18 protein-coding genes are annotated in these 22,089 nt (G+C 67.5%); 12 read left to right on the top strand and 6 right to left on the bottom strand.

The window, feature by feature from the left end; genetic code table 11:
• Positions 1-108: 108 nt before the first annotated feature.
• Both glpK and N5C88_RS28870 read right to left on the bottom strand, forming a co-directional pair.
• Positions 109-1,635, bottom strand: a complete 1,527-nt coding sequence (gene glpK / locus N5C88_RS28875) for a glycerol kinase GlpK (RefSeq protein ID WP_059374016.1) — start codon at positions 1,633-1,635, stop codon at positions 109-111.
• Positions 1,622-3,076: a DHA2 family efflux MFS transporter permease subunit gene (locus N5C88_RS28870; protein ID WP_280016715.1), complete on the bottom strand. Its 1,455-nt coding sequence runs from the start codon at positions 3,074-3,076 to the stop codon at positions 1,622-1,624. Before N5C88_RS28870 ends, glpK begins: the two co-directional genes overlap by 14 nt.
• Positions 3,077-3,174: 98 nt before the next feature.
• On the opposite strand from N5C88_RS28870, the gene N5C88_RS28865 reads away from it, so the two are divergent.
• From N5C88_RS28865 to N5C88_RS28850, 4 genes are all read left to right on the top strand, one after another.
• Positions 3,175-3,363 carry a DUF3460 family protein gene (locus tag N5C88_RS28865; RefSeq protein WP_042796240.1) on the top strand — a complete coding sequence of 63 codons (189 nt, stop codon included), beginning with the start codon at positions 3,175-3,177 and terminating at the stop codon, positions 3,361-3,363.
• A 16-nt stretch (positions 3,364-3,379) separates the two neighbouring features.
• Positions 3,380-4,270, top strand: coding sequence for a ScpA family protein (locus tag N5C88_RS28860; RefSeq protein ID WP_059374014.1), 891 nt, complete (start codon positions 3,380-3,382; stop codon positions 4,268-4,270).
• A gap of 36 nt (positions 4,271-4,306) precedes the next feature.
• Positions 4,307-5,161: a pantoate--beta-alanine ligase gene (gene panC, locus N5C88_RS28855; RefSeq protein WP_059374013.1), complete on the top strand. Its 855-nt coding sequence runs from the start codon at positions 4,307-4,309 to the stop codon at positions 5,159-5,161.
• A gap of 116 nt (positions 5,162-5,277) precedes the next feature.
• Entirely contained in the window at positions 5,278-5,694 is a 417-nt protein-coding gene (locus tag N5C88_RS28850) for a helix-turn-helix transcriptional regulator (RefSeq protein ID WP_118935154.1), read from the top strand.
• Positions 5,695-5,781: 87 nt separating this feature from the next.
• Here N5C88_RS28850 and N5C88_RS28845 read toward each other — a convergent pair whose 3' ends face one another.
• Complete coding sequence (locus N5C88_RS28845) at positions 5,782-6,561, bottom strand: copper resistance protein NlpE N-terminal domain-containing protein (protein WP_059374011.1); 780 nt, start codon at positions 6,559-6,561, stop codon at positions 5,782-5,784.
• 203 nt (positions 6,562-6,764) lie between these two features.
• Here N5C88_RS28845 and N5C88_RS28840 point away from each other — a divergent pair, with 203 nt between their 5' ends.
• The 7 genes from N5C88_RS28840 (at position 6,765) to N5C88_RS28810 (ending at position 18,427) form a co-directional block, all read left to right on the top strand.
• Entirely contained in the window at positions 6,765-7,613 is an 849-nt protein-coding gene (locus N5C88_RS28840; RefSeq protein WP_059374035.1) for an A24 family peptidase, read from the top strand.
• Between the two features lie 31 nt (positions 7,614-7,644).
• Positions 7,645-8,274, top strand: a complete 630-nt coding sequence (gene coaE, locus N5C88_RS28835) for a dephospho-CoA kinase (RefSeq protein WP_118935150.1) — start codon at positions 7,645-7,647, stop codon at positions 8,272-8,274.
• A gap of 61 nt (positions 8,275-8,335) precedes the next feature.
• Positions 8,336-9,088, top strand: coding sequence for a cell division protein ZapD (gene zapD, locus N5C88_RS28830; RefSeq protein ID WP_059374009.1), 753 nt, complete (start codon positions 8,336-8,338; stop codon positions 9,086-9,088).
• A gap of 322 nt (positions 9,089-9,410) precedes the next feature.
• Positions 9,411-10,685, top strand: a complete 1,275-nt coding sequence (locus tag N5C88_RS28825; RefSeq protein WP_280016714.1) for an MdtA/MuxA family multidrug efflux RND transporter periplasmic adaptor subunit — start codon at positions 9,411-9,413, stop codon at positions 10,683-10,685.
• Between the two features lie 13 nt (positions 10,686-10,698).
• Positions 10,699-13,797: an MdtB/MuxB family multidrug efflux RND transporter permease subunit gene (locus N5C88_RS28820; RefSeq protein ID WP_059374007.1), complete on the top strand. Its 3,099-nt coding sequence runs from the start codon at positions 10,699-10,701 to the stop codon at positions 13,795-13,797.
• Positions 13,794-16,907, top strand: a complete 3,114-nt coding sequence (locus N5C88_RS28815; protein ID WP_059374006.1) for a multidrug efflux RND transporter permease subunit — start codon at positions 13,794-13,796, stop codon at positions 16,905-16,907. Before N5C88_RS28820 ends, N5C88_RS28815 begins: the two co-directional genes overlap by 4 nt.
• Positions 16,904-18,427 (top strand): efflux transporter outer membrane subunit, encoded by a 1,524-nt coding sequence (locus N5C88_RS28810; RefSeq protein WP_280016713.1) that lies wholly within the window; start codon positions 16,904-16,906, stop codon positions 18,425-18,427. Before N5C88_RS28815 ends, N5C88_RS28810 begins: the two co-directional genes overlap by 4 nt.
• Before the next feature lie 53 nt (positions 18,428-18,480).
• On the opposite strand, the gene N5C88_RS28805 is transcribed toward N5C88_RS28810, so the two are convergent.
• On the bottom strand, positions 18,481-18,750 hold the full coding sequence (locus N5C88_RS28805) for a hypothetical protein (protein ID WP_088138194.1): 270 nt from the start codon (positions 18,748-18,750) through the stop codon (positions 18,481-18,483).
• A 10-nt stretch (positions 18,751-18,760) separates the two neighbouring features.
• Positions 18,761-19,534, bottom strand: coding sequence for an SDR family oxidoreductase (locus N5C88_RS28800; RefSeq protein WP_059374003.1), 774 nt, complete (start codon positions 19,532-19,534; stop codon positions 18,761-18,763).
• Between the two features lie 147 nt (positions 19,535-19,681).
• Between N5C88_RS28800 and N5C88_RS28795 the strand changes: the two genes are divergently transcribed.
• Complete coding sequence (locus N5C88_RS28795) at positions 19,682-20,590, top strand: LysR family transcriptional regulator (protein WP_118931441.1); 909 nt, start codon at positions 19,682-19,684, stop codon at positions 20,588-20,590.
• A 63-nt stretch (positions 20,591-20,653) separates the two neighbouring features.
• On the opposite strand, the gene N5C88_RS28790 is transcribed toward N5C88_RS28795, so the two are convergent.
• Positions 20,654-22,072, bottom strand: a complete 1,419-nt coding sequence (locus tag N5C88_RS28790; protein WP_280016712.1) for an amidase — start codon at positions 22,070-22,072, stop codon at positions 20,654-20,656.
• Between the last annotated feature and the right edge of the window lie 17 nt (positions 22,073-22,089).

The raw sequence follows: 22,089 nt of genomic DNA, 5'->3' as shown, positions 1-22,089 counted from the left end.
GAGCGGCCTACGAAGCAGAGCGGCCGACGAAGCACAGGACCGGCACCCCGAAACCCTGCCAACGAGAAACCTCGGGCGCACTCAAAACCAGAAAGCTACAAAGCCCGCCTACTTCCCAGCGCTATCCGCCCACCCCTTCGACAACTCCACCGCCTGCCGCCACCGCTTCATCCGCGCCGCCCGCACAGACTCCGGCCAGGTCGGTTCGAACGTCCGCTCCGCCTGCCACTTCGACGCGAATTCATCCAGCCCCGACCAGAATCCGACCGCCAGCCCTGCCAACCCCGCAGCCCCCAGCGCCGTCGATTCCGACACGCGCGGACGGACCACCGGGACGCCCAGCAAATCTGCCTGCATCTGCATCAGCAGGTCGTTGCGGGCGGCGCCGCCGTCCACGCGCAGCTCGGTCAGCGCGATGCCGCTGTCGCCGTTCATGCAGGTCAGCAGTTCGGCGCTTTGCAGCGCGATGGATTCCAGCGTGGCGCGGGCGATGTGGGCGCGGGTGGTGCCGCGGGTCAGGCCCACCAGCGTGCCGCGCGCATAGGGATCCCAGTGCGGCGCGCCCAGGCCGGCGAAGGCCGGGACCATGAAGACGTCGTCGGTGTCGGCCACGCTGGCGGCCAGGGATTCGATTTCTTCCGAACGCTGGATGATGCCCAGGCCGTCGCGCAACCATTGCACCGCGGCGCCGGCCACGAACACGCCGCCTTCCAGCATGTAGGTCGGACGCCAGCCGCTGTTGCCGGCTTGCGGCAGGCCCCAGCCTACCGTGGACAGCAGATTGTTGTGGGATTGCACCGGTTTTTCGCCTACGTTCATCAGCATGAAGCAGCCGGTGCCGTAGGTGTTCTTGGCCATGCCCGGCGTAAAGCAGGCCTGGCCGAAGGTGGCCGCCTGCTGGTCGCCGGCGTTGCCGGCGATCGGGATGGAGCCGCCCAGCCACTCTGGCAGGGCGTCGCCCACCACCGCGCTGCTGGGCGCAATGTTGGGCAGCACGCTGCGCGGGATCTTCAGCAGCGCCAGGATCTCGTCGTTCCAGTCCTGCGTGTGCAGGTCGAACAGCATGGTGCGCGAGGCGTTGCTCGGGTCGGTGCTGTGCACCGCGCCGCCGGTCAGTTGCCAGATCAGCCAGGTGTCCACCGTGCCGAAGGCCAGTTCGCCGCGGTCGGCCATCTGGCGCGCGCCCGGCACGTGGTCCAGCAGCCAGGCGAGCTTGGTGCCGGAGAAATAGGCGTCCAGCACCAGGCCGGTGCGCGATTGCAGGAAAGCGGCGTGACCGTCCTGGCGCAGCTGGTCGCATAGCGGCGCCGTGCGGCGGTCCTGCCAGACGATGGCGCGCGCCAGCGGGCGGCCGGTGGCGCGTTCCCAGATCAGGGTGGTTTCGCGCTGATTGGTGATGCCGATGGCGGCGATGTCGGCGGCGGTCGCGGCGGCATTGCGCAGGGCTTCGCGCGCCACGTCCAGCTGGCTGTGCCAGATCTCGCTGGCGTCGTGCTCGACCCAGCCCGGCCGCGGGTAGTGCTGGCGGAATTCGCGCTGGCCCACGCCGCGCACCACGCCCTCACGGTCGAACACGATTGCGCGGGAGCTGGTCGTGCCCTGGTCCAGGGCTAGGACAAATTCATTCGTCGTCACTTTGTTTAGCGCCGTTCAGGTGTGCCCCGGCCAGAGGGTCGAGGCGTCTAAAGGAGAAGGTCGAAGCCATGCACAGCAAGCCGACGACGATGAAGCCCGCGACGACATCGCGGATCGCCAGCGTTTCCGCGCCGCGCAAGGACATGCTGATGTTCAGCGTCACCGCGGCCACGCCCACGCCCAGGCTGATGCCCAGTTGCTGCGCCATCGCGGCGAAACTGCTGGCGCGGCTCATCTTGGACGGGGGGATGTCGGCATAGGTTAGCGTATTTACCCCGGTGAACTGTAGCGAACGGAAAAAGCCTCCGACCAGCAGGACCGCGATCATCAGCCACACCGGCGTGGTGGGCGTGAAGGCGCCGCAGACCACGATGAACGCACCCGCCAGCACGGCGTTCACGGTCAGGACCCGGCGAAAGCCGAAGTGCTTCACGATCGGGGTGGCCACGAACTTCATCAGCAGTGCGCCCGCGGCGCTGGCGAAAGTGATCAGGCCGGCCGCGAACGGCGTCAGGCCAAAGCCCACCTGCAGCAGCATGGCCAGCAGAAAGGGGGTGGCGCCCACGGCGAAGCGGCACAGATTGCCGCCCAGCGTGGAGATGGCGAAGGTGGGGATCCGCATCAGCGAGAGGTCGATGATGGGGTGCTCGGTGCGCTTGGCGTGCCAGCCGTAGAGCAGGCCGCAGACCGTGCCCACCGCGATCAGCCCCAGCAGCATGGACAGCGGCATGACGTCGCGGCCGATGGCCTCGAAACCGCTGACCAGGGCCGCCAGGCAGATTGAGCTGAGCAGGAAGCCCGGCCAGTCCAGGCGCGGGGCGGCTTCCTCGCGGATCTCCGCGACGTAGCGCAGCACCAGGAAAATTCCCAGGACGCCGATAGGGATATTGATCAGGAAGATCCAGTGCCAGGACATATAGGTGACCATGAAGCCGCCCAGCGGCGGTCCGATCACGGGGCCCAGCAGGGCCGGAATGGAAAGGAAGGACATGGCCTTCAGCAAGTCCTGCTTGGGCACGGTGCGCAGCAGGATGATGCGTCCCACTGGCACCATCATTGCGCCCGCCATCCCCTGGACGATGCGGGCCAGGACCAGTTGCGGCAGATCCTGGGACAGCGCACAGGCCACCGAGCTGAGCGTGAACAGGCCGATCGCCGCCACGAACACCCGCCGCGCGCCGTAGCGGTCGGCCGCCCAGCCGCTGACGGGCACGAATACCGCCACCGACAGCAGGTAGGAGGTGATGGCCACGTTCAGCCGCACCGGGGTCGACCCCAGGGCGTGGGCCATGGCTGGCAGGGCGGTGGCCACCACGGTGGCGTCCAGCATCTGCATGAACAGCGCACAGCCTACGATGAAGGGAATCATGCGCGCCGCGCGCGCGGCTTGCTCATTGGAAAGAGGAGCGGGACGGGCTGCTGCTGCGGTTTCTGCGGACATGGCGGGCGGGGGCGATGGGTGCCGCGAGATTGTAACGCCGGGGGGTGGGCCGCCGTGAAGTAAACTCCCTACATCCGAAACCCATTGAAATTGGTGCCATGGCGACCAACTACGAATCCGAGATCACCCTTTTCCTGAAGGACTACAAGAAATCGCATCCTGGCACCGAAGAGCGCCAGCGCGAGGGCCGCGCCCGCCTTTGGGACAAACCGCAGGACTCGGAGCTGCTGGAAGGCTTCCGCGCGGCCCGTGTGCCGCAAAAGCCGTACGTCTACCAGGCCGACTGAGCCCATTGCGGCAATCATGGCCCAAAACGCTTCCGTCCCGGGCGACGCCCTGGCCGCGCTAGTGGAACCGCCCGTCGACAGCACCCCTGACACGATCGACAGCGTGGCGTTCGCGCGCCTGTATGGCGAGCCGCTGTTCCAGATGCCCACGGACCTGTACATCCCGCCGGATGCGCTGGAAGTGTTCCTGGAAGCGTTTGAAGGGCCGCTGGACCTGCTGCTCTACCTGATCCGCAAACAGAACTTCAACGTGCTGGACATCCCCATGGCGGATGTCACGCGGCAGTATCTGTCGTATGTGGAGCAGATCCGCATCCACAATCTGGAGCTGGCCGCCGAGTACCTGCTGATGGCGGCGATGCTCATCGAGATCAAGTCGCGCATGCTGCTGCCGGTCAAGAAGACCGACACCGGCGAAGAGCCGGAAGATCCGCGCGCCGAACTCGTGCGCCGCCTGCTCGAATACGAGCAGATGAAGCTGGCCGCCCAGAAGCTGGACGCGATGCCGCAGCTGGGCCGCGACTTCGTCAGCAGCCAGGCGGTGGCCGACCTGAGCGTGGAGCGCATGCTGCCCGAGGTCAGCGTGGACGACCTGCGCGCGGCCTGGGCCGACATCATGAAGCGGGCCAAGCTGAACCAGCACCATCACATCACGCGCGAACAGCTGTCCGTGCGCGATCACATGACGCACATCCTGCGGCGCCTGAACGACGTGCGTTTCATGGAATTCGGCGACCTGTTCATGGAACGCGTGCGCGAAGGCGCGCCCGCGGCGGTGGTCGTCGTGCATTTCATCGCCATGCTGGAACTGGCGCGCGAGTCCTTGCTGGAAATTACGCAGGCCGAGCCCTATGCTCCCATCTATGTGCGCCTGGCCTACACCAGCGTGGCGGCGGTCGCGGCCTGATCCTGACCGGGCTGCCCCCAACCCCGGAGAAACTCCTTGAAAGTCGTACACACCATCCAGGAATTGCGCGATCACCTGCGCGGCCAGAATCGCGTGTCGTTCGTGCCCACCATGGGCAATCTGCACGAAGGCCACCTGTCCCTGATGAAGCTGGCGCGCCAGCATGGCGACCCGGTGGTGGCCAGCATCTTCGTGAACCGCCTGCAGTTCGGCCCCAACGAAGACTTCGACCAATATCCCCGCACGCTCGCCGCCGACATCGAGAAGCTCGAGCGCGAGCGCGACGTGTACGTGCTGTTCGCGCCGAACGAGCGCGAGATGTATCCCGAGCCGCAGAACTTCCGCGTCCAGCCTCCCGACGATCTGGGCGACATCCTGGAAGGCGAATTCCGCCCGGGCTTCTTCGAAGGCGTCAGCACCGTGGTGCTGAAGCTGTTTTCCTGCGTGCAGCCGCGCGTGGCGGTGTTTGGCAAGAAGGATTACCAGCAGCTGATGGTGGTGCGCAATATGTGCCGCCAGTTCCAGCTGCCCGTCGAAGTGCTGGCCCACGAGACCGTGCGCGCCGACGACGGCCTGGCCTTGTCCTCCCGCAACCGTTACCTCAGCGACGCCGATCGCGCCGAGGCGCCTGCGTTGTATGCCGCGCTGCGGCACGCCAACGAGCGCCTGGCCCAGGGCGAACGCGATGCCGCCGCGCTGGAGCGCGAAGCCATCGAGACCCTGACCCGGCGCGGCTGGCAGGTGGACTACGTGGCCCTGCGCCGCCAGCGCGATCTCAAGCGTCCCGACGCCGCCGACCTGCAGGCCGGCGAACCGTTGGTGGCGCTGGCGGCGGCCAAGCTGGGCACGACCCGCCTGATCGACAATCTGGAGCTGGCCTACACGGCCTGACGCGGCAAGGCCCCAGGGGTGGCGTTCATGTCCACCCCTGAAAGAATTACCAGCTTACGTCGTGACGGGCGGCGGATCAGACTCGGCGCAATCCTACATTGCAAGCGAGCCGCCCCATGCAAGCTCCCCGTCCCGACCTGGAAGCCGTTCTTTCCTCTCTCACGCCGCGCGAACGGCAAATCGTCACCTACGTGGCCGCCGGCCGTCCCAACAAGGTCATCGCCATAGACCTGGGCATTTCGTTGCGCACCGTAGAAGCCCATCGTTCCCGCATTTTCACCAAGCTGCAAGTCCGCAATGCCATGCAACTGGCCTGCCGGCTTTGCGAACACGGACGTTCCGGCGCCTCGCCCGTGCCTGGCGCGGCCGGACCGGACCGCGCGCATGCACTGATTCCGATGCCTCGGAAGCTCATCGACAGTCCGAGCTACACGCTGCATGAGCCGCCAGGGCCGGAGTATCACCGATGTCTGGCAAGTCCCGCGTCACTGCGTGCCGATTCCGGTGTAGATCCGGATCCCGATGCCGGGTAGCCCAAAAGCACCAGGCCCGGCGAACGAGATGTCCGTCGGGCCTGGGGGTAGAGGCTGCGTGGCGGCGTATTCAGCCGCCGCCGGTCTTCAAGGGCACTTGGGCGCTGCCGCCTTGGCCAGTTCGTCGATCGGGTCCAGATCCGGCTGGCGGGTCAGGTTGTAGTTCAGGTTGGGCGTCTGGCCATCGATGGAACGCACGCGCAGCACGTTGTTGGCTGCAACAACGAATTCCGCGCGGCCGTTGCCCTGGCTGTCCATCAGGATGACGCGCGGCGGGCGTTCTTCGGTGGCGTCCCAGCAGCCTTGCTCGGTGACCGGCGGGCCTTTCTTGGGATCGTTTTCCAGGTAGGCCACGCGGCCGCGCCAACGGCCATTGGGCGCCAGCGTCAGCGTCACGCGCTGCGCGGTGCACTGCATGGCGGGCGAGAAGCAAGGCAGGGTGCCCATGTAGGTTTGCGGTTGCGGCACCAGGCTATGCACGGCTGCGCTGGGCGCGGCCGGGTTGGCGGCGACGGGAGCGCTCGCGGCCGATGCCGTCGTTGCCGTGTGTTCGGTTTCCGCCGGAACGGCCTGGCCGTCTTCCGTGGTCTGGCCGCCTGCAGCCTGTGCGGCTTGATTCTGATTCTTGCGGGGAGCGTCCGGCTTGAGGGCGATCTGCACTTGCGACGGGGCGCGGATGATGCTGCGGTATCCCGCGCCCGACCCCTGGTACTGGGCGTCGGTCACGGTGCTTTCGGCGGGCGGGTCGTAATAGCCTTCGGTTTTCTGTTGGGCACAGCCGGCTGCGCCCAGCACGGTGCCTGCGAGCAGCAACCCCATGACGCTGAGTTTGCGGGAGCGGGTACCGATTTCTACGCGCGCGGTCATGGCAGCTTATCCGTGTGGTGAGTCTGTCTCCGATTTTACGCACTTATGCGAAGATTCGATACGTTCCCCTTAGCCGCACTTGGGCATCCTCAACACTTTATGCACTATTTACGACACGGCCGCCGCCAGCTTGCCCCGCGCACTGCCGCCAGCTCCTGGCGCGGCGCCGCTGCGTCCCGGTGCCGCGCGGTCGGATGACGGCGATGCGGCATGTCTTTGATCTGCCTTTGGGCGCCTTCATTGGCCTGGCGGCACTGGCGGGTTTGTTCGTGGGCAACTGGCTGACGGTGCTGACCCACCGGCTGCCGCGCATGATGGAGCAGGAATGGCAGGCGCACTGCCAGGAAGCCTCGGGCAAGCCGCCCGCAGCGGGCCGCTATGGCTTGTGGTCGCCGGCCTCGCACTGTCCCGCCTGCGACACCGCCGTGACCGGCTGGCGGCGGCTGCCGCTCCTGGGTTGGCTGCTGCTGCGGGGCCGCTGCGGCGCTTGCGGCGCGGCCATAGGCTGGCGCTACCCGGCCATCGAACTGCTGACCTGCGCGCTGTTCGCCGCATGTGCCTGGCGTTTCGGCGCCACGCCGCTGGCGCTGTCCGCCATGGGCTTGTCGGCCATGCTGGTGGCGCTGGCCTGGATCGATTTCGAGTCCACGCTGTTGCCCGACGCATTGACCCAGCCGCTGCTCTGGGCCGGGCTGCTGGTCAATCTGTTCGACGCTTATGCCAGCCTGCAGATGGCGGTGGTAGGGGCGGTGGCGGGCTACGTCTTTCTGTGGGTTATCTTTCATGTGTTTCGCCTGCTGACGGGGCGCGAGGGCATGGGCTATGGTGACTTCAAGCTGCTCGCCGCGCTGGGCGCATGGTTCGGCGTGGAAGCCCTGCCGACGCTGCTGCTGAGCGCATCGTTGCTGGGCGTGCTGATCGGCGGCGCGCTGACCTTGAGCGGCCGCGCCAGCCGCGGGCAGCCGTTGCCCTTTGGTCCCTATCTGGCGCTGGCGGGCGTCGTGACGCTGTTGCTGGGCGGCGAGCAGGGCTTGGGGCAGTTTTTGCAATAGGGCGGTTCATGTCCTCCATGGGATGGGCGGTATGTTGAAGATAGGTCTGACGGGCGGCATCGGGTCGGGCAAGACCCGGGTGGCGGACATGCTCGCAGAGTGGGGCGCCACGCTGGTCGATACCGACGAGATCGCGCGCGAACTGACCGCCGCGGGCGGTGCAGCCATGCCTGCCATAGAACGCGAGTTCGGCCCGCGCGCATTGACGCCGGACGGGGCGCTGGACCGCGCGTGGATGCGGGACCAGGCGTTCTCGGATCCGCAGGTGCGCTTGCGGCTGGAGGCCGTGCTGCATCCCGCCATCGGGCAGGAGACCGAGCGTCAGGCTGCGGCTGCGACCGGCGCCTATCTGGTTTTCGTGGTGCCGCTGCTGGTGGAGTCGTTGCCGCGTTGGCGCGCGCGCCTGGACCGCATCTGCGTGGTGGACTGCGACCCGGAAACGCAGGTGGCGCGGGTGCGGCAGCGCAGCGGGCTGACGGAGCCAGCCATACGGCGTATCATGGCGGCACAGGCTGCGCGGGCAAGCCGTCTGGAAGTCGCCGACGACGTCATCGTCAATGACGCAGGCACTACGCCGGAACAACTGCGCGCGCAGGCGAAGACCCTGCATGACCGCTGGCTGGCGCTGGCGAGCACGACGGACCGGCAAGCTCCCCGCTAGGCCGGCACCCCTGAATAACATTGGCCCCGCCGGCCAAACACAGATGGGCCTGTAAAGAAGCGTGATCGTTTACGAATACCCCTTCAATGAGCGCATCCGCGCTTATCTGCGGCTGGAATACCTGTTCGACAGGTTGTTCTTCTTTGCCCGCGAGGGGGACTCGCGCCTGCACCAGGTTGCCGTCACGTCCCTGTTCGACCTGCTCGATGCCTGCGAGCGCACCGATGTGAAAGGCGCGGTCCTGCAAGACCTGGAACGCCAGCGCATGGCGCTGGTCGGGTTGCGCGATCATCCCGGCGTGGCGCAGGATGCGCTCGAAGCCATGCTGCGCGAAATGGAAAAGGTGACCACGGCGCTGGCCGCGCCCGGCAAGACCGGGCAGTCCCTGCGCGAAAACGAATGGCTGACCAGCCTGCGCGGGCGCCTTTCCGTGCCGGGCAGCGCCACCCAGGTCGACATGCCGTCGTACTTCGCCTGGCAGAACAAATCCGAAGCTGCCCGCTGCGCCGACCTGCAGGCCTGGGTGGCACCCTTCATCCCTTTGTATGACGGCCTGACCCTGGCCCTGCGCCTGCTGCGCGAATCCGGCCGCAAGTCGGACATCGTGGGCGAGCAGGGCGCCTACCAGCAGATGCTGGGCGGCAAGCAGTTCCAGCTGCTGCGGGTCTGGCTGGACCCCGCCCAGGGCGTATTCCCCGAGATCAGCGCCAATAAGTACATGATCTGGATACGTTTTTCCACCCAGGACGGCGAATTCAAGCCCCAGCAGGTCGCCCGCGACGTGCCCTTCCAGATGACACTGTGCAGTTCGTAGGACGGGTGAAGCGCGAGCGTTCTTAAGCTAGAACGCGGATGCCGAACGCGCGCAACCCATCCTGCGGCGCCGTATCTATTCCCGATTCGTCGGCAGGGCAGCCCCGGGGCCGCGGCCACCGTTTTCCCACGGTTCCGCCATGGCGACCCGGCCCATCGCCATGATTTCCACGACCCGTCCCCCTGTTTCGCCAGGCTTTGGTCCCCGCCTGCCTCCGTGCCAGATTCCTGTTGCGGCCAGTTTCAACTAGGGGTGGCGAGACTGGAAACCGGGACGGTCTAGTAGACAATACGGCTTTCTCCGCCTGTGCCGGAACTGTTCCATGCCTGATAGCCGTCCCGTATCTCCGCCCACCCGTTGGACCCGCCGCCGCCTGCTTGGGCTGGCGCTGGTATTGCTCGTTGTGGCGGGCATAGCCTGGCTGGCGCTGCGGCCCGCGGCCAAGCCGGGCGCCGCAGGCGGCCCGGGGGGGCGGCCCGGCGGCCGGCCGCCAGCGGGCGCCATGATGACCCCCGCGGTGCCGGTGCGCATCGCCACCGCCGCCAAGCAGGACATCGACATCTACCTGAAGTCGCTGGGCACGGTCACCGCCTACAACACCGTCACCGTGCGCAGCCGGGTCAGCGGCGAGCTGGTGGAAGTGGCTTTCCAGGAAGGCCAGCAAGTGAAGGCCGGCGATCTGCTGGCGCAGGTGGACCCGCGGGCCTTCCAGGTGGCGCTGGACCAGGCGCGCGGCACGCAGATGCAGAACCAGGCCCAGCTGGAGAACGCGCGGCGAGACCTGCAACGCTACCAGGCGCTGTTCAAGCAGGACTCGATTGCCAAGCAGCAGGTCGACACGCAGGCCGCGCTGGTGCGCCAGTACGAAGGCACGGTCAAGAGCGACCAGGCCAATGTGGACAACGCCCGCCTGCAGCTGGATTACGCGCGCATCACCGCGCCGATCAGTGGCCGCCTGGGTTTGCGCCAGGTGGACCGCGGCAATCTGGTGTCCAGTTCTGATGCCAACGGCCTGGTGGTGATTACCCAGACCCAGCCGATTTCCGTGGTGTTCACGCTGCCCGAGACCCAGTTGCCCGAAGTGCGCGCCGAGATCGCGGCGGGCAAGACGCTGACCGTCGACGCCTATGACCGCGCCGACACCCGGCGCATCGCCACCGGCCAGCTGGAAACGCTGGACAACCAGATCGACGTGACTACCGGCACGCTGAAGATGAAGGCGCGCTTCGAGAATGCCGACGACGCGCTCTTCCCCAACCAGTTCGTCAACGTGCGCCTGCACGTGCTGACGCGCAAGGACGTGACCGCGATCCCCACCGCGGCCATCCAGCAGGGCTCGGCCGGCGCCTTCGTGTTCCTGGTGCAGGCGGACGATACCGTGCAGGTGCGCCAGGTGAAGCTGGGCGCGGTCAACAACGGCATGGTGGCCGTCAACGAAGGCCTGCAGCCCGGCGACCGGGTGGTGGTCGAAGGCACCGACCGCCTGCGCGCGGGCGCCAAGGTGGAAGTGGTCGGCGGCGCCGAGACCGTCCCGGCCTCCCCCAACAAGAACCTGGGCGCCGGCGCCCCGGCCGGCACCACGCCGCCGTCGAAGTAAGCCAGGAATTGCCGTGAGTCCGTCGCGCCTGTTCATTCTGCGTCCGGTGGCCACCACGCTGTCGATGGTGGCCATCCTGATCGCCGGTTTCATCGCCTACCGGCTGCTGCCCGTTTCGGCCCTGCCGGAAGTGGACTATCCGACGATCCAGGTGGTGACGCTGTACCCCGGCGCCAGCCCCGACGTGATGACCTCGCTGGTCACCTCGCCATTGGAACGGCAGTTCGGACAGATGCCGGGCCTGAACCAGATGTCGTCCACCAGCTCGGGCGGCGCCTCGGTCATCACCCTGCAGTTCAACCTGACCCTGCCGCTGGACGTGGCCGAGCAGCAGGTGCAGGCGGCGATCAACGCCGCCTCGAACCTGCTGCCCAGCGACCTGCCGGTGCCGCCGACCTATAACAAGGTGAATCCGGCGGACGCCGCAGTGCTGACGCTGGCGATCACTTCCCCCACCATGCCCCTGCCGCAAGTGCGCGATCTGGTGGATACGCGGGTGGCGCAGAAGCTGTCGCAGATCCCGGGCGTGGGCCTGGTCAGCGTGGCGGGCGGCCAGCGGCCGGCGGTGCGGGTGCAGGTCAATCCGCAGGCGCTGGCGGCCAACGGCCTGTCGATGTCGGACTTGCGCACGGCCATCGTCGGCGCCAACGTCAATCAGCCCAAGGGCAATCTGGACGGGCCGCAGCGCTCCACCACCATCAACGCCAACGATCAGCTCAAGACGCCCACCGACTACAACGACCTGATCATCGCGTACAAGAACAATGCGCCGCTGCGCTTGTCCGACGTGGCGCGCGCCGTCGAAGGCGCCGAGGACACGCGCCAGGCGGCCTGGGCCGGCGACAAGCCCGCCATCCTGCTCAATATCCAGCGCCAGCCGGGCGCCAACGTGATCGACGTGGTCAACCGGATCCAGGCGCTGCTGCCCCAGCTGCGCGCCGCCTTGCCGGCGACCCTGGACGTGAGCGTGGTGTCCGACCGCACCCAGACCATCCGCGACTCGGTGGCCGACGTGCAGTTCGAGATGATGCTGGCCGTGGCCCTGGTGGTCATGGTGACCTTCGTGTTCCTGCGCAGCCTGACCGCCACGCTGATCCCCAGCGTGGTCGTGCCGCTGTCGCTGGTGGGCACCTTCGGCATCATGTACCTGGCCGGTTTCTCCATCAACAACCTGACCCTGATGGCGCTGACCATCGCCACCGGCTTCGTGGTGGACGACGCCATCGTCATGATCGAGAACATCGCCCGCCACATCGAGGAAGGCGAAACGCCGCTGCAGGCCGCGCTCAAGGGCGCCTCGCAGATCGGCTTCACGCTGATCTCGCTGACCTTCTCGCTGATCGCGGTGCTGATTCCGCTGTTGTTCATGACCGAAGTGGTGGGGCGGCTGTTCCGCGAGTTCGCCATCACGCTGGCCGTGTCCATCCTGATATCGCTGGTGGTGTCGCTGACCCTGACGCCCATGATGTGCGCGCGCCTGTTGCGCGCCGAGTCGGAGCAGAAGCACGGCCGCTTCCATCAGGTCACCGGCGCCTTCATCGACCGCGTCATTGCCGGCTACGACCGCTGGTTGCAGGTCGTGCTGCGGCATCAGCCGCTGACGCTGCTGGTGGCGCTGGCGACCTTCGCGCTGACGGTGCTGCTGTATCTGGTGATTCCCAAGGGCTTCTTCCCGCAGCAGGACACCGGCCTGATCCAGGCCATCACGCAGGCGCCGCAGTCGATTTCCTTCCCGGCCATGGCCGAGCGCCAGCGCACGGCCGCGCGCCTGGTGCTGGAAGATCCCGACGTGCAGGCCGTATCGTCCTTCATCGGCGTGGACGGCAGCAACGCCACGCTCAGCGCCGGGCGCATGCAGATCGCGCTCAAGCCGCAAGCCGAGCGCAACGGCGACCTGCGCACGGTGATGGGGCGCCTGGAGCAGGCCCTGGCCAAGCAGGACGGCCTGACCGTCTACATGCAGCCGGTGCAGGACTTGACCATCGAGGACCGCGTAAGCCGCACGCAGTACCAGATGACGCTGTCCAATCCCGACCTGAAGGTGCTGAGCGAATGGACGCCCAAGCTGGTGAACCGCCTGCGCCAGGTGCCCGGGCTGAAGGATGTGACCGACGACCTGCAGGACGACGGCCTGCAGACCTGGGTCGAGATCGACCGCGACGCCGCGTCGCGGCTGGGCATCACGGCGGCGGTGATCGATGAGGCGCTCTACAACGCCTTCGGCCAGCGGCTGATTTCCACCATCTTCACGCAATCCAACCAGTACCGCGTGGTGCTGGAGGTCGAGCCGCAATTCCAGGTGACGCCTGCCTCGCTGGGCCAGATCCACGTACCTACCTCGACCGGCGCGCAGGTGCCGCTGTCGTCGGTGGCGCACATCAGCGAAGGCAAGACGATACTGGCCGTCAACCGGCTGGACCAGTTCCCCATGGTGACCGTGTCCTTCAACCTGGCGCCGGGGGCTTCCTTGTCCGGCGCGGTGGAGGACATCATCGCGGCCGAGGCCGACATCGGTTTGCCCACCGGCGTCGAGACGCGCTTCCAGGGCGCGGCGCTGGCGTTCCAGAATTCGCTGTCCAGCACCTTGTGGCTGATCCTGGCCGCCATCGTGACGATGTACATCGTGCTGGGCGTGCTGTACGAAAGCTATATCCACCCCATCACCATCCTGTCGACGCTGCCTTCGGCCGGCGTGGGGGCGCTGCTGGCCTTGCTGATCAGCGGCACCGAGCTGGACATGATCGGCATCATCGGCATCATCCTCTTGATCGGCATCGTCAAGAAGAACGCCATCATGATGATCGACTTCGCGCTGGACGCGGAGCGCAAGCGCGGCCTGAGCCCGCGCGCGGCCATACATGAGGCGGCGCTGCTGCGCTTCCGGCCCATCCTGATGACCACGCTGGCCGCCCTGTTCGGGGCGCTGCCGCTGATGCTGTCCACCGGCACGGGCGCCGAGCTGCGCCAGCCGCTGGGCCTGGTGATGGTGGGCGGGCTGCTGCTGTCGCAGGTGTTGACGCTGTTCACCACGCCGGTCATCTATCTGATGTTCGACCGCATGTCGCGCCGCTGGCGCGGCGTGGATCAGGCGCAGGCGGGGGACGCGTCATGATCCTGTCGGCACCCTTCATCGCCCGGCCGGTAGCGACCACGCTGCTGAGCCTGGCGGTCGTGCTGGCAGGCTTGCTGTCGTTCTTCCTTTTGCCCGTGGCGCCGTTGCCGCAAGTGGACATTCCCACGATTTCGGTGTCGGCCAGCCTGCCGGGCGCCAGTCCGGAAACCATGGCGTCCAGCGTGGCCACGCCGCTGGAGCGTTCGCTGGGCAGCATCGCCGGCGTGACCGAGATGACGTCCAGCAGCTCGCAGGGCTCGACCCGCATCACGCTGCAGTTCGATCTGTCGCGCGACATCAACGGCGCGGCTCGCGACGTGCAGGCCGCCATCAACGCGGCGCGCTCGCTCTTGCCGACCAGCCTGCGCAGCAATCCCACGTACCACAAGGCCAATCCCTCCGCGGCGCCCATCATGACCCTGGCGCTGACGTCCGACACGCTCAGCCAGGGCCAGCTTTACGACATCGCCTCGACCATCGTGGCGCAGAAGCTGTCGCAGGTGGACGGCGTGGGCGAGGTGACGGTGGGCGGCAGTTCGCTGCCGGCGGTGCGCGTTACCGTGCTGCCGGGTGCGCTGGCCAACCGCGGCGTGTCGCTGGACCAGCTGCGCGCCACGCTGGCCAATGCCAACGCCAACCGCCCCAAGGGCGTATTGCAGAACGATCGCTATCACTGGCAGATCATGGTCAGCGACCAGCTCAGCCGCGCCGAGCAATACCGGCCGCTGATCGTCGCCTGGAAGGATGGCGCGCCGGTGCGCGTCTCCGACGTGGCCCGCGTGGAAGACTCGGTCGAAGACCTGTACCAGACCGGTTTCTTCAATGAGCGCAAGGCCATCCTGATGATCGTGCGGCGCCAGGCGGACGCCAACATCATCGAAACCGTGGATGCGGTGCGCGCCCAGCTGCCCATCCTGCAGGCGTTGATGCCGGCGGACGTCAACATGACGGTGGCGCAGGACCGCACCCCCAGCATCCGGGCCTCGCTGCACGAGGCCGAGCTGACGCTGATCATTGCCGTGGGCCTGGTGGTGCTGGTGGTGTTGCTGTTCCTGCGGCGCTGGCGCGCGGCCATCATTCCCAGCGTGGCGGTGCCGGTGTCGCTGATCGGCACCTTTTGCATCATGTACCTCTGCGGCTTCACGCTGAATACCATTTCGCTGATGGCGCTGATCGTGGCGACCGGCTTCGTGGTGGACGACGCGATCGTGGTGCTGGAGAACATCATGCGCCATGTGGAGCGGGGCATGTCGCCCATGCGCGCGGCGCTGCGCGGTTCGCGCGAAGTGGGCTTCACGGTGCTGTCGATGAGCCTGTCGCTGGTGGCGGTGTTCATCCCCATCCTGCTGATGGGCGGCGTGGTCGGCAGGCTGTTCCGCGAGTTCGCGGTGACGCTGTCGGCCGCCATCATGGTGTCGCTGGTGGTGTCGCTGACCTTGACGCCGATGATGTGCGCGCGCCTGTTGCGACAGGAAGCTCCCGACGAGAAGCCGCCGGGCCGGCTGGCGCGCTGGTCGGAGCGCGGCTTTGAGTCCATGCTGGACGGCTACCGCCGCAGCCTGCGCTGGGCGCTGACGCACAGCCGCCTGATGATGCTGATCCTGGCGGTTGCCGTGGGCCTGAACGTCTATCTGTATACCGCGGTACCCAAGGGCTTCTTCCCGCAGCAGGACACGGGCCAACTGCTGGGCTTTTTCCGGGTCGACCAGGGCACCTCGTTCCAGGCCACGCTGCCCAAGCTGGAGGCGCTGCGCAAGGTGGTGCTGGCCGATCCGGCGGTGCAGAGCATGACGGGTTACGCGGGCGGACGCGGCGGCAGCAACAGCAGCTTCATGCAGATCCAGTTAAAGCCCCTGGAAGAGCGCAAGGTCTCGGCGGACGTGGTCATCAACCGGCTGCGCGGCAAGCTGCAGAACATGCCGGGCGCGCGCATGTTCCTGGTGTCGCAGCAGGACATCCGCATCGGCGGGCGCGCCAGCCAGGGTTCCTACGACTACACGCTGATGTCGGGCGATCTGCAATTGCTGCGCACCTGGATGCCCAAGGTGCAGCAGGCCATGGCGCAGGTTCCCGAGATCACCGACGTGGACACCGACGTCGAGGACAAGGGCCGCCAGATCAACCTGGTGATTGACCGCGAGGCCGCGACCCGCCTGGGCGTAAGCATGTCCACCATTTCCACGGTGCTGAACAACTCCTTCAGCCAGCGCCAGGTGTCGGTGATGTACGGACCGTTGAACCAGTACCACGTGGTGCTGGGCGTGGACCCGAAGTTCGCGCAGGACATCGAATCGCTCAGGCAGGTAGAGGTCATCACCGCGGCCGGCGCGCGCGTGCCGCTGTCGGCTTTCACCCGCCTGGAAAACGCCAACGCGCCGCTCAGCGTGCAGCACCAGGGGCTGTTCGTGGCCGACACCATCTCGTTCAGCCTGGCGCCCGGCGTGTCATTGGGCCAGGCGACCAGCGCCATCGACGCGGCGGTGGCGCGCATCGGGCTGCCGTCAGATCAGATCCAGGCTGGTTTCCAGGGCACCGCCGCAGCCTTGCAGCAGACCTTGGCGCAGCAGCCCTGGCTGATCCTCGCGGCGCTGGTCACCATGTATATCGTGCTGGGCATCCTGTACGAGAGCTTCGTGCATCCGCTGACCATCCTGTCGACCTTGCCGTCCGCCGGTCTGGGCGCGCTGCTGGCGCTGCTGCTGGTGCGCTATGACTTCACGCTGATCGCGCTGATCGGGGTGTTCCTGCTGATCGGCATCGTCAAGAAGAACGCCATCATGATGGTGGACTTCGCCCTGGAAGCCGAGCGCACTCAGGGGATGAGCCCGCGCGATGCGATTTTCCAGGCGTGCCTGACGCGCTTTCGCCCCATCATGATGACGACCATGGCCGCCATTTTCGGGGCGCTGCCCCTGGTGCTGGCCACCGGCGCCGGGGTCGAGATGCGCCAGCCGCTGGGCATTACCATCGTCGGCGGCCTGGTCCTGAGCCAGATCCTCACGCTGTACACCACGCCCGTGGTCTATCTTTACCTGGACCGCTTCCGTCTCTGGGCCGCGCGCAAGCGCGCTTCCAGGAACGGGTCCTCCGCTCCCATAGAACCCACATGATGCGCAACGCCAAGTCTGTTCCGAACCTGTTCCTTCCCCGCAGCATCGCCGTGGCCGCGCTGTGCGCGCTGCTGGGCGCTTGCGCGGTCGGCCCCGATTACCAGCGCCCGGCGCTGGACGTGGGCACGGCCTACAAGGAAGGCCAGGACCAGGTCGACGGCTGGAAGCCCGCCCGGCCGCAGGACCAGGCCGAGCGCGGCGCATGGTGGCAGGTCTATGACGACGCGACCTTGAACGGCCTGGTCGAACGCCTGAACGCGTCCAACCAGACCGTGGCCCAGGCCGAGGCCAACTACCGGCAGGCGCTGGGCCTGGTGCGCGGCGCGCGCGCCGGCTTCTTCCCCACGGTAGGCGCGGGCGCGGGCATGACGCGCTCGGGCAGCGGCGGCGGGCAGAACGGCTCGACGTCGTCGTCCGGCAGCAACGTCTCGAACCAGTACTCGCTGACCGGCAACGTCAGTTGGGAAGTGGATCTGTGGGGACGGGTGCGGCGCAGCGTGGAATCCTCGGAAGCCAGCGCCGCGGCCAGCCTGGCCGACCTGGGCGCCACGCGCCTGAGCGCGCAGGCCGCGCTGGTGCAGGCCTATCTGCAATTGCGGGTGCTGGACGAACAGAAGCGCCTGCTGGACGCTACGGTGGCGGCTTATGAGAAATCCCTGCAACTGACGCAGAACCGCTACGCCGTGGGCGTGGCGGGGCAGGCCGACGTGGCCGTGGCGCGCACGCAGGTGGAAAGCACGCGCGCGCAGTCGATCGACCTCGATTGGCAGCGTGGCCAGCTCGAACATGCCATCGCCGTGCTGATGGGCCAGGCGCCGTCGCAATTCAGCCTGCCGCCCACGGTGTTCGCGCTGCAACTGCCGCAGATCCCGGTGGGCCTGCCGTCCGAACTGCTGGAACGCCGGCCCGACGTGGCCGCGGCCGAGCGCCGCGCAGCCGCCGCCAATGCGCAGATCGGCGTGGCGCAGGCCGCGTGGTTCCCCAGCCTGACGCTGTCGGCCGATGGCGGTTTCCGCAACGGCCAGTTCGCGGAACTGCTGACGGCGCCGGCGCGGTTCTGGTCGCTGGGACCGGCGCTGGCGCTGACGATATTCGATGGCGGCGCGCGCGAGGCGCAGGTGGAGCAGGCGCGTGCGTCCTATGACGCGCAAGCGGCCGCCTACCGCCAGACGGCGTTGACCGGACTGCGCGAGGTCGAGGACTATCTGATCCAGCTGCGCGTCATGGAGAACGAGCAGGTGGTGCAGCGCCGTGCGCTCGAAGCGGCGCGCGAATCGCTGCGCCTGACCCAGAATCAATATAAGGCGGGTCTGGTCGATTACCTGAGCGTGGCGGTGGTGGACGCCACCGCGCTCAACAGCGAACGCAATGCGCTGAGCCTGCTGGGCAACCGCTTCGCGGCCAGCGTCAATCTGATCGTGGCCCTGGGCGGTGGCTGGGAAGGGCTGCCTACCGCGGGAGCGCAAGCGCGCGCGGACAATCAGGCGACGCCTGCGGCAGCGGCTCCCGCGCAGCCCTGAGGTCGGGCCGCGCGGATGCGTGATGGAGCGCCGGCGCGGTCAACGCCAGCGTTTCACGCGCGCGGCAGGAAGGCGATGACCAGCCAGGCCGCCGCGGCGGGCACCGCGAACACCAGCAGCAAGATGGGCAGTTCCTCGCGTACCGTATAGCCGGCGCGCGTGACGCCGACCCACATGTTGACGATAGCCATCAGCAGCCACGCGGGCAGGAACAGTTTGGCCGCGGCGATCGAGCCGGCGGCGTCGCCGCCCCATTGCTTGCCAAATAGCGCGAACACGGCCAGCAGCAGCAGGCCTCCGACGATGGTCAACAGTACGTGCATGGCGTCCCTCCTATTTGGTGGTGTAGCCGCCGTTGATCAGCACCGTCTGGCCGGTGATCCACCAGCCGTCCGACACCAGGAAGCGGATGAAGGGGACGACGTCCTCGATGTCGGTAAGCCCGGTTTTCGAGAATGGCGACAAGGCGGCTGCGGTCTTGTGGTACGCCACCGCGTCGGCGCCTTCCGCCGGATAGAAGAACGGCGTGTCCATGGGGCCGGGGCCTACCGCCGTCACCGAAATGCCGCGCGCGCCGAACTCCTTGGAGGCGGCGCGGGTGTAGTGCTCCACCGGCGCCTTGGTGCCGGCGTAAGCCGCGTAGAAAGGCGTGAATGCGCCCAGCAGCGATGTGACCAGCGTGCAGATCTTGCCGTTGTCATTGACGTGGCGGCCGGCTTCCTTCAGGAAGAAGAAGGCGGACTTCGAGTTCACCGCGGCCATCTCGTCGTATTCCGCTTCCGTGATTTCGGTGAAGGGCTTCTTCAGCACTTTGCCGACGGTATTGATCGCAATGTCCGGCCGTCCCACCGCGGCCACCGCGTCGGCGAACAACTTTTCCATCGCGCCGGCCGAGCTCAGGTCGGCCTGCAAGGCAATGGCCTGCGCGCCCGCCGCCTTGACGGCGGCGACCGTCGCGTCCGCATCGGCCTTGGTGGCCGCGCTGTTGTAATGCACCGCCACCGCGCGTGCGCCTTGCTGCGCCAGATCGCGCGCGATCAGTCCGCCCAGGTTTTTCGCGCCGCCCGCGATGATGACGGTTTTGCCTTTGATTCCGTGGTCTGCCATGGTCCTCTCCGCTATCGGGCCGCCGGATGCGAGCCCTAGTGCAGACGATGATATATTCCATAAAATCCGCATAAAACTACTATTTCTGGCATCTCTATCCAGAAATTACGAACAGTGAGGCCCGCCCTCGCAGGAGCCAACCGCCCCATGGACCGTATAGACCTGTTCCGGGTTTACGCCCGTGTCGTCGAGTGCGCGAATTTCTCTCGTGCGGCGGATACACTGGGCCTGCCGCGCTCCACGGTGTCCGCCGCCGTGCAGGAATTGGAGGGCCGGCTGGGCGCGCGGCTGCTGAACCGCACCACGCGGCAAGTGGCGCCCACGCAGGAGGGCGCGGCTTTCTATGAGCGCTGCCTGCGCCTGGTGGCCGACATGGAAGAGGCCGAAAACCTGTTTCGCCACAGTTCGGTGGGCCCCAGCGGCATGCTGCGCGTGGACGTGCCCGGACGCGTGGGCCGCCTGATCGTGGCGCCGGCGTTGCCGTCTTTCCTGGAAGCCTATCCGCAGATCGACGTCACGCTGGGCGTGACGGATCGTGCCGTAAACCTGATCGAAGAGGGGGTGGACTGCGTGCTGCGGGTCGGCGTGCTGCCGGACTCGGGCCTGGTGGCCAGGCCCATAGGCATGCTGCGCCTGATCAATGTCGCCAGCCCCGCCTATTTGTCGCGCCATGGCGTGCCGCGCACGCCGGACGATCTTGCGGCGGGGCATGCTTGCGTGAACTACGCCTCGCCGTCGACCGGCCGGCTGGCGCCCTGGGAATGGCTGGACGGCGGCGCGTCCCGGACCGCGCCGTTGCGCGGGCGGGTCACGGTCAACAGTGCCGAAGCCTATATCGCCAGCTGCATCGCGGGACTGGGGCTGATCCAGATCCCCGCCTACGACGTGCAGCCGCAGATCGCCGCGGGGGAATTGGTCGAGGTCATGCCGGAGCATCGGCCCGCGCCCATGCCGATGACCTTGCTGTATCCGCAGCGGCGTCAGCCGTCGCGGCGGGTGCAGGTGTTCGCGGATTGGTTGGAGGCGCTGCTGCGGCCAGCCTGCAGCCTGGGCTGAGGGCATGAAAAAGGCCGGCCATGACGGGCCGGCCTTGCTGGCGCGAGAACTGCGGCGCGGGGTTTACAACTGGATCGCCGACAGGTCCGGACGCCGCAGGTGCCAGTCGGTGGCCGCCTGGAAGGCCATGCCGATGCGGCCCAGCGCGTCTTCGCCGTTGGGCTTGCCCAGCAGCTGCACGCCGATGGGCATGCCGTCAGCGGAAAAGCCCGCGGGCAGGGCCAGGCCCGAGGCGTTGACGTAGTTGCCCGGACGGGTGAAGGCGGCCAGCGGCGTCGCGGCCTCGTCCACGTCTTCCAGCGGGCAGGCGGCAAACGGCAGGCAGGGCGCGAGGACCGCGTCGTAGTCGCGCATCCAGTCCTGCCAGGCCGCGCAGGCGCGCGCATGGGCCTGCAGCGCCAGCACGTAGTCGGCGGCGCTGGTGTGCTTGCCGCCCAGCACGCGGGCGCGCACATAGCGGCCCAGCGGCAGGCTGTCGTCCTCGATGTAGTCGCGGTGCTGGGCATAGGCTTCAGCGGCGATGATCAGGCCGTTGCGCAACATCATGTCGTGGAAATCGAAGGGGAAGGGGGCTTCCACGCATTCCGCGCCCAGGTCGGCCAGCGCGCGCCGCGTGTCGTCCAGCGCAGCTTGCACCGCCGCGTCGATGGCGATGGGGTACTGCGCCTGCGGCATGACGGCGATGCGGGTGCCGGCCAGCGGCTTCGCGCCCGCGCGCAGATCGCGGTAGCGGTAGGCGGGTATGCCCCGCGTCACGGGGTCGCGCGGGTCCGGACCGGACATGGCTTCGGTCAGCAGCAGCGAGTCGCGGGTGTCGCGGGTGAGCGGGCCGATGGAATCCAGCGTGTGCGACAACGCCACCGCGCCGTACAGGCTGATGAGGCCACGCGTGGTTTTCAGGCCGGTGATGCCGTTCAATGCAGCGGGAATCCGCACCGAGCCGCCGGTGTCCGAGCCCAGCGCGGCCGGCGCCAGGCCCGCAGCCACGGCCACGCCGGAACCGCTGGAGGAGCCGCCGGGAATGCGTGCGCGCGTCAGATCCCAGGGATTGCGCGGCGTGCCCATGACGGGGTTGGTGCCCCAGCCGCCAAAGGCGAACTCCACCATGTGGGTCTTGCCCAGCACCACCATGCCGGCGTCGATCAGGCGGGTCACGGCCGTGGCGGTGGTTGCGCTGCGGCGCTCGCGCCAGGCTTGCGAGCCGGCCGTGGTGATCTGGCCTTCGATGTCGCACAGATCCTTGACGGCCACGGGCAGGCCGTCCAGCGGACCGAGCAGGCCGTAGCCCGCGCGGCGGCGCGCGTCGGCGGCTTCGGCCAGGCGCAGCGCGCCCGCGTGGTCGACGCTGACGTAGGCGCCCAGCGCCGGATTGGCGCGGTCGATGCGGTCCAGGTAGTGCCGCGCCAGCTCTACCGAGCTGTAGCGGCCGTCGGCCAGGCCCTGCGCAAGTTCGCCGAGCGTGGCAAATGCAATGTCAGACATGTTTTCCTCGGGTGATG

Origin of the sequence: Achromobacter sp. GD03932 (genome assembly GCF_029839485.1) — a bacterium.
Taxonomy (GTDB): domain Bacteria; phylum Pseudomonadota; class Gammaproteobacteria; order Burkholderiales; family Burkholderiaceae_B; genus Achromobacter; species Achromobacter bronchisepticus_A.
The sequence above is the reverse complement of the archived record's forward strand: the minus strand, read 5'-3'. Positions and strand labels throughout refer to the sequence as shown.

What these genes read in the sequence shown, in the direction of transcription:
- N5C88_RS28865 (WP_042796240.1), top strand. Translation starts at nt 3,175, where the DNA reads ATGGCGACCAACTACGAATCCGAGATCACCCTTTTCCTGAAGGACTAC.
- coaE (WP_118935150.1), top strand. Translation starts at nt 7,645, where the DNA reads ATGTTGAAGATAGGTCTGACGGGCGGCATCGGGTCGGGCAAGACCCGG.
- N5C88_RS28860 (WP_059374014.1), top strand. Translation starts at nt 3,380, where the DNA reads ATGGCCCAAAACGCTTCCGTCCCGGGCGACGCCCTGGCCGCGCTAGTG.
- N5C88_RS28795 (WP_118931441.1), top strand. Translation starts at nt 19,682, where the DNA reads ATGGACCGTATAGACCTGTTCCGGGTTTACGCCCGTGTCGTCGAGTGC.
- N5C88_RS28815 (WP_059374006.1), top strand. Translation starts at nt 13,794, where the DNA reads ATGATCCTGTCGGCACCCTTCATCGCCCGGCCGGTAGCGACCACGCTG.
- N5C88_RS28805 (WP_088138194.1), bottom strand. Translation starts at nt 18,750, where the DNA reads ATGCACGTACTGTTGACCATCGTCGGAGGCCTGCTGCTGCTGGCCGTG.
- N5C88_RS28825 (WP_280016714.1), top strand. Translation starts at nt 9,411, where the DNA reads ATGCCTGATAGCCGTCCCGTATCTCCGCCCACCCGTTGGACCCGCCGC.
- N5C88_RS28840 (WP_059374035.1), top strand. Translation starts at nt 6,765, where the DNA reads ATGCGGCATGTCTTTGATCTGCCTTTGGGCGCCTTCATTGGCCTGGCG.
- N5C88_RS28810 (WP_280016713.1), top strand. Translation starts at nt 16,904, where the DNA reads ATGATGCGCAACGCCAAGTCTGTTCCGAACCTGTTCCTTCCCCGCAGC.
- N5C88_RS28850 (WP_118935154.1), top strand. Translation starts at nt 5,278, where the DNA reads ATGCAAGCTCCCCGTCCCGACCTGGAAGCCGTTCTTTCCTCTCTCACG.
- N5C88_RS28790 (WP_280016712.1), bottom strand. Translation starts at nt 22,072, where the DNA reads ATGTCTGACATTGCATTTGCCACGCTCGGCGAACTTGCGCAGGGCCTG.
- N5C88_RS28800 (WP_059374003.1), bottom strand. Translation starts at nt 19,534, where the DNA reads ATGGCAGACCACGGAATCAAAGGCAAAACCGTCATCATCGCGGGCGGC.
- N5C88_RS28870 (WP_280016715.1), bottom strand. Translation starts at nt 3,076, where the DNA reads ATGTCCGCAGAAACCGCAGCAGCAGCCCGTCCCGCTCCTCTTTCCAAT.
- N5C88_RS28845 (WP_059374011.1), bottom strand. Translation starts at nt 6,561, where the DNA reads ATGACCGCGCGCGTAGAAATCGGTACCCGCTCCCGCAAACTCAGCGTC.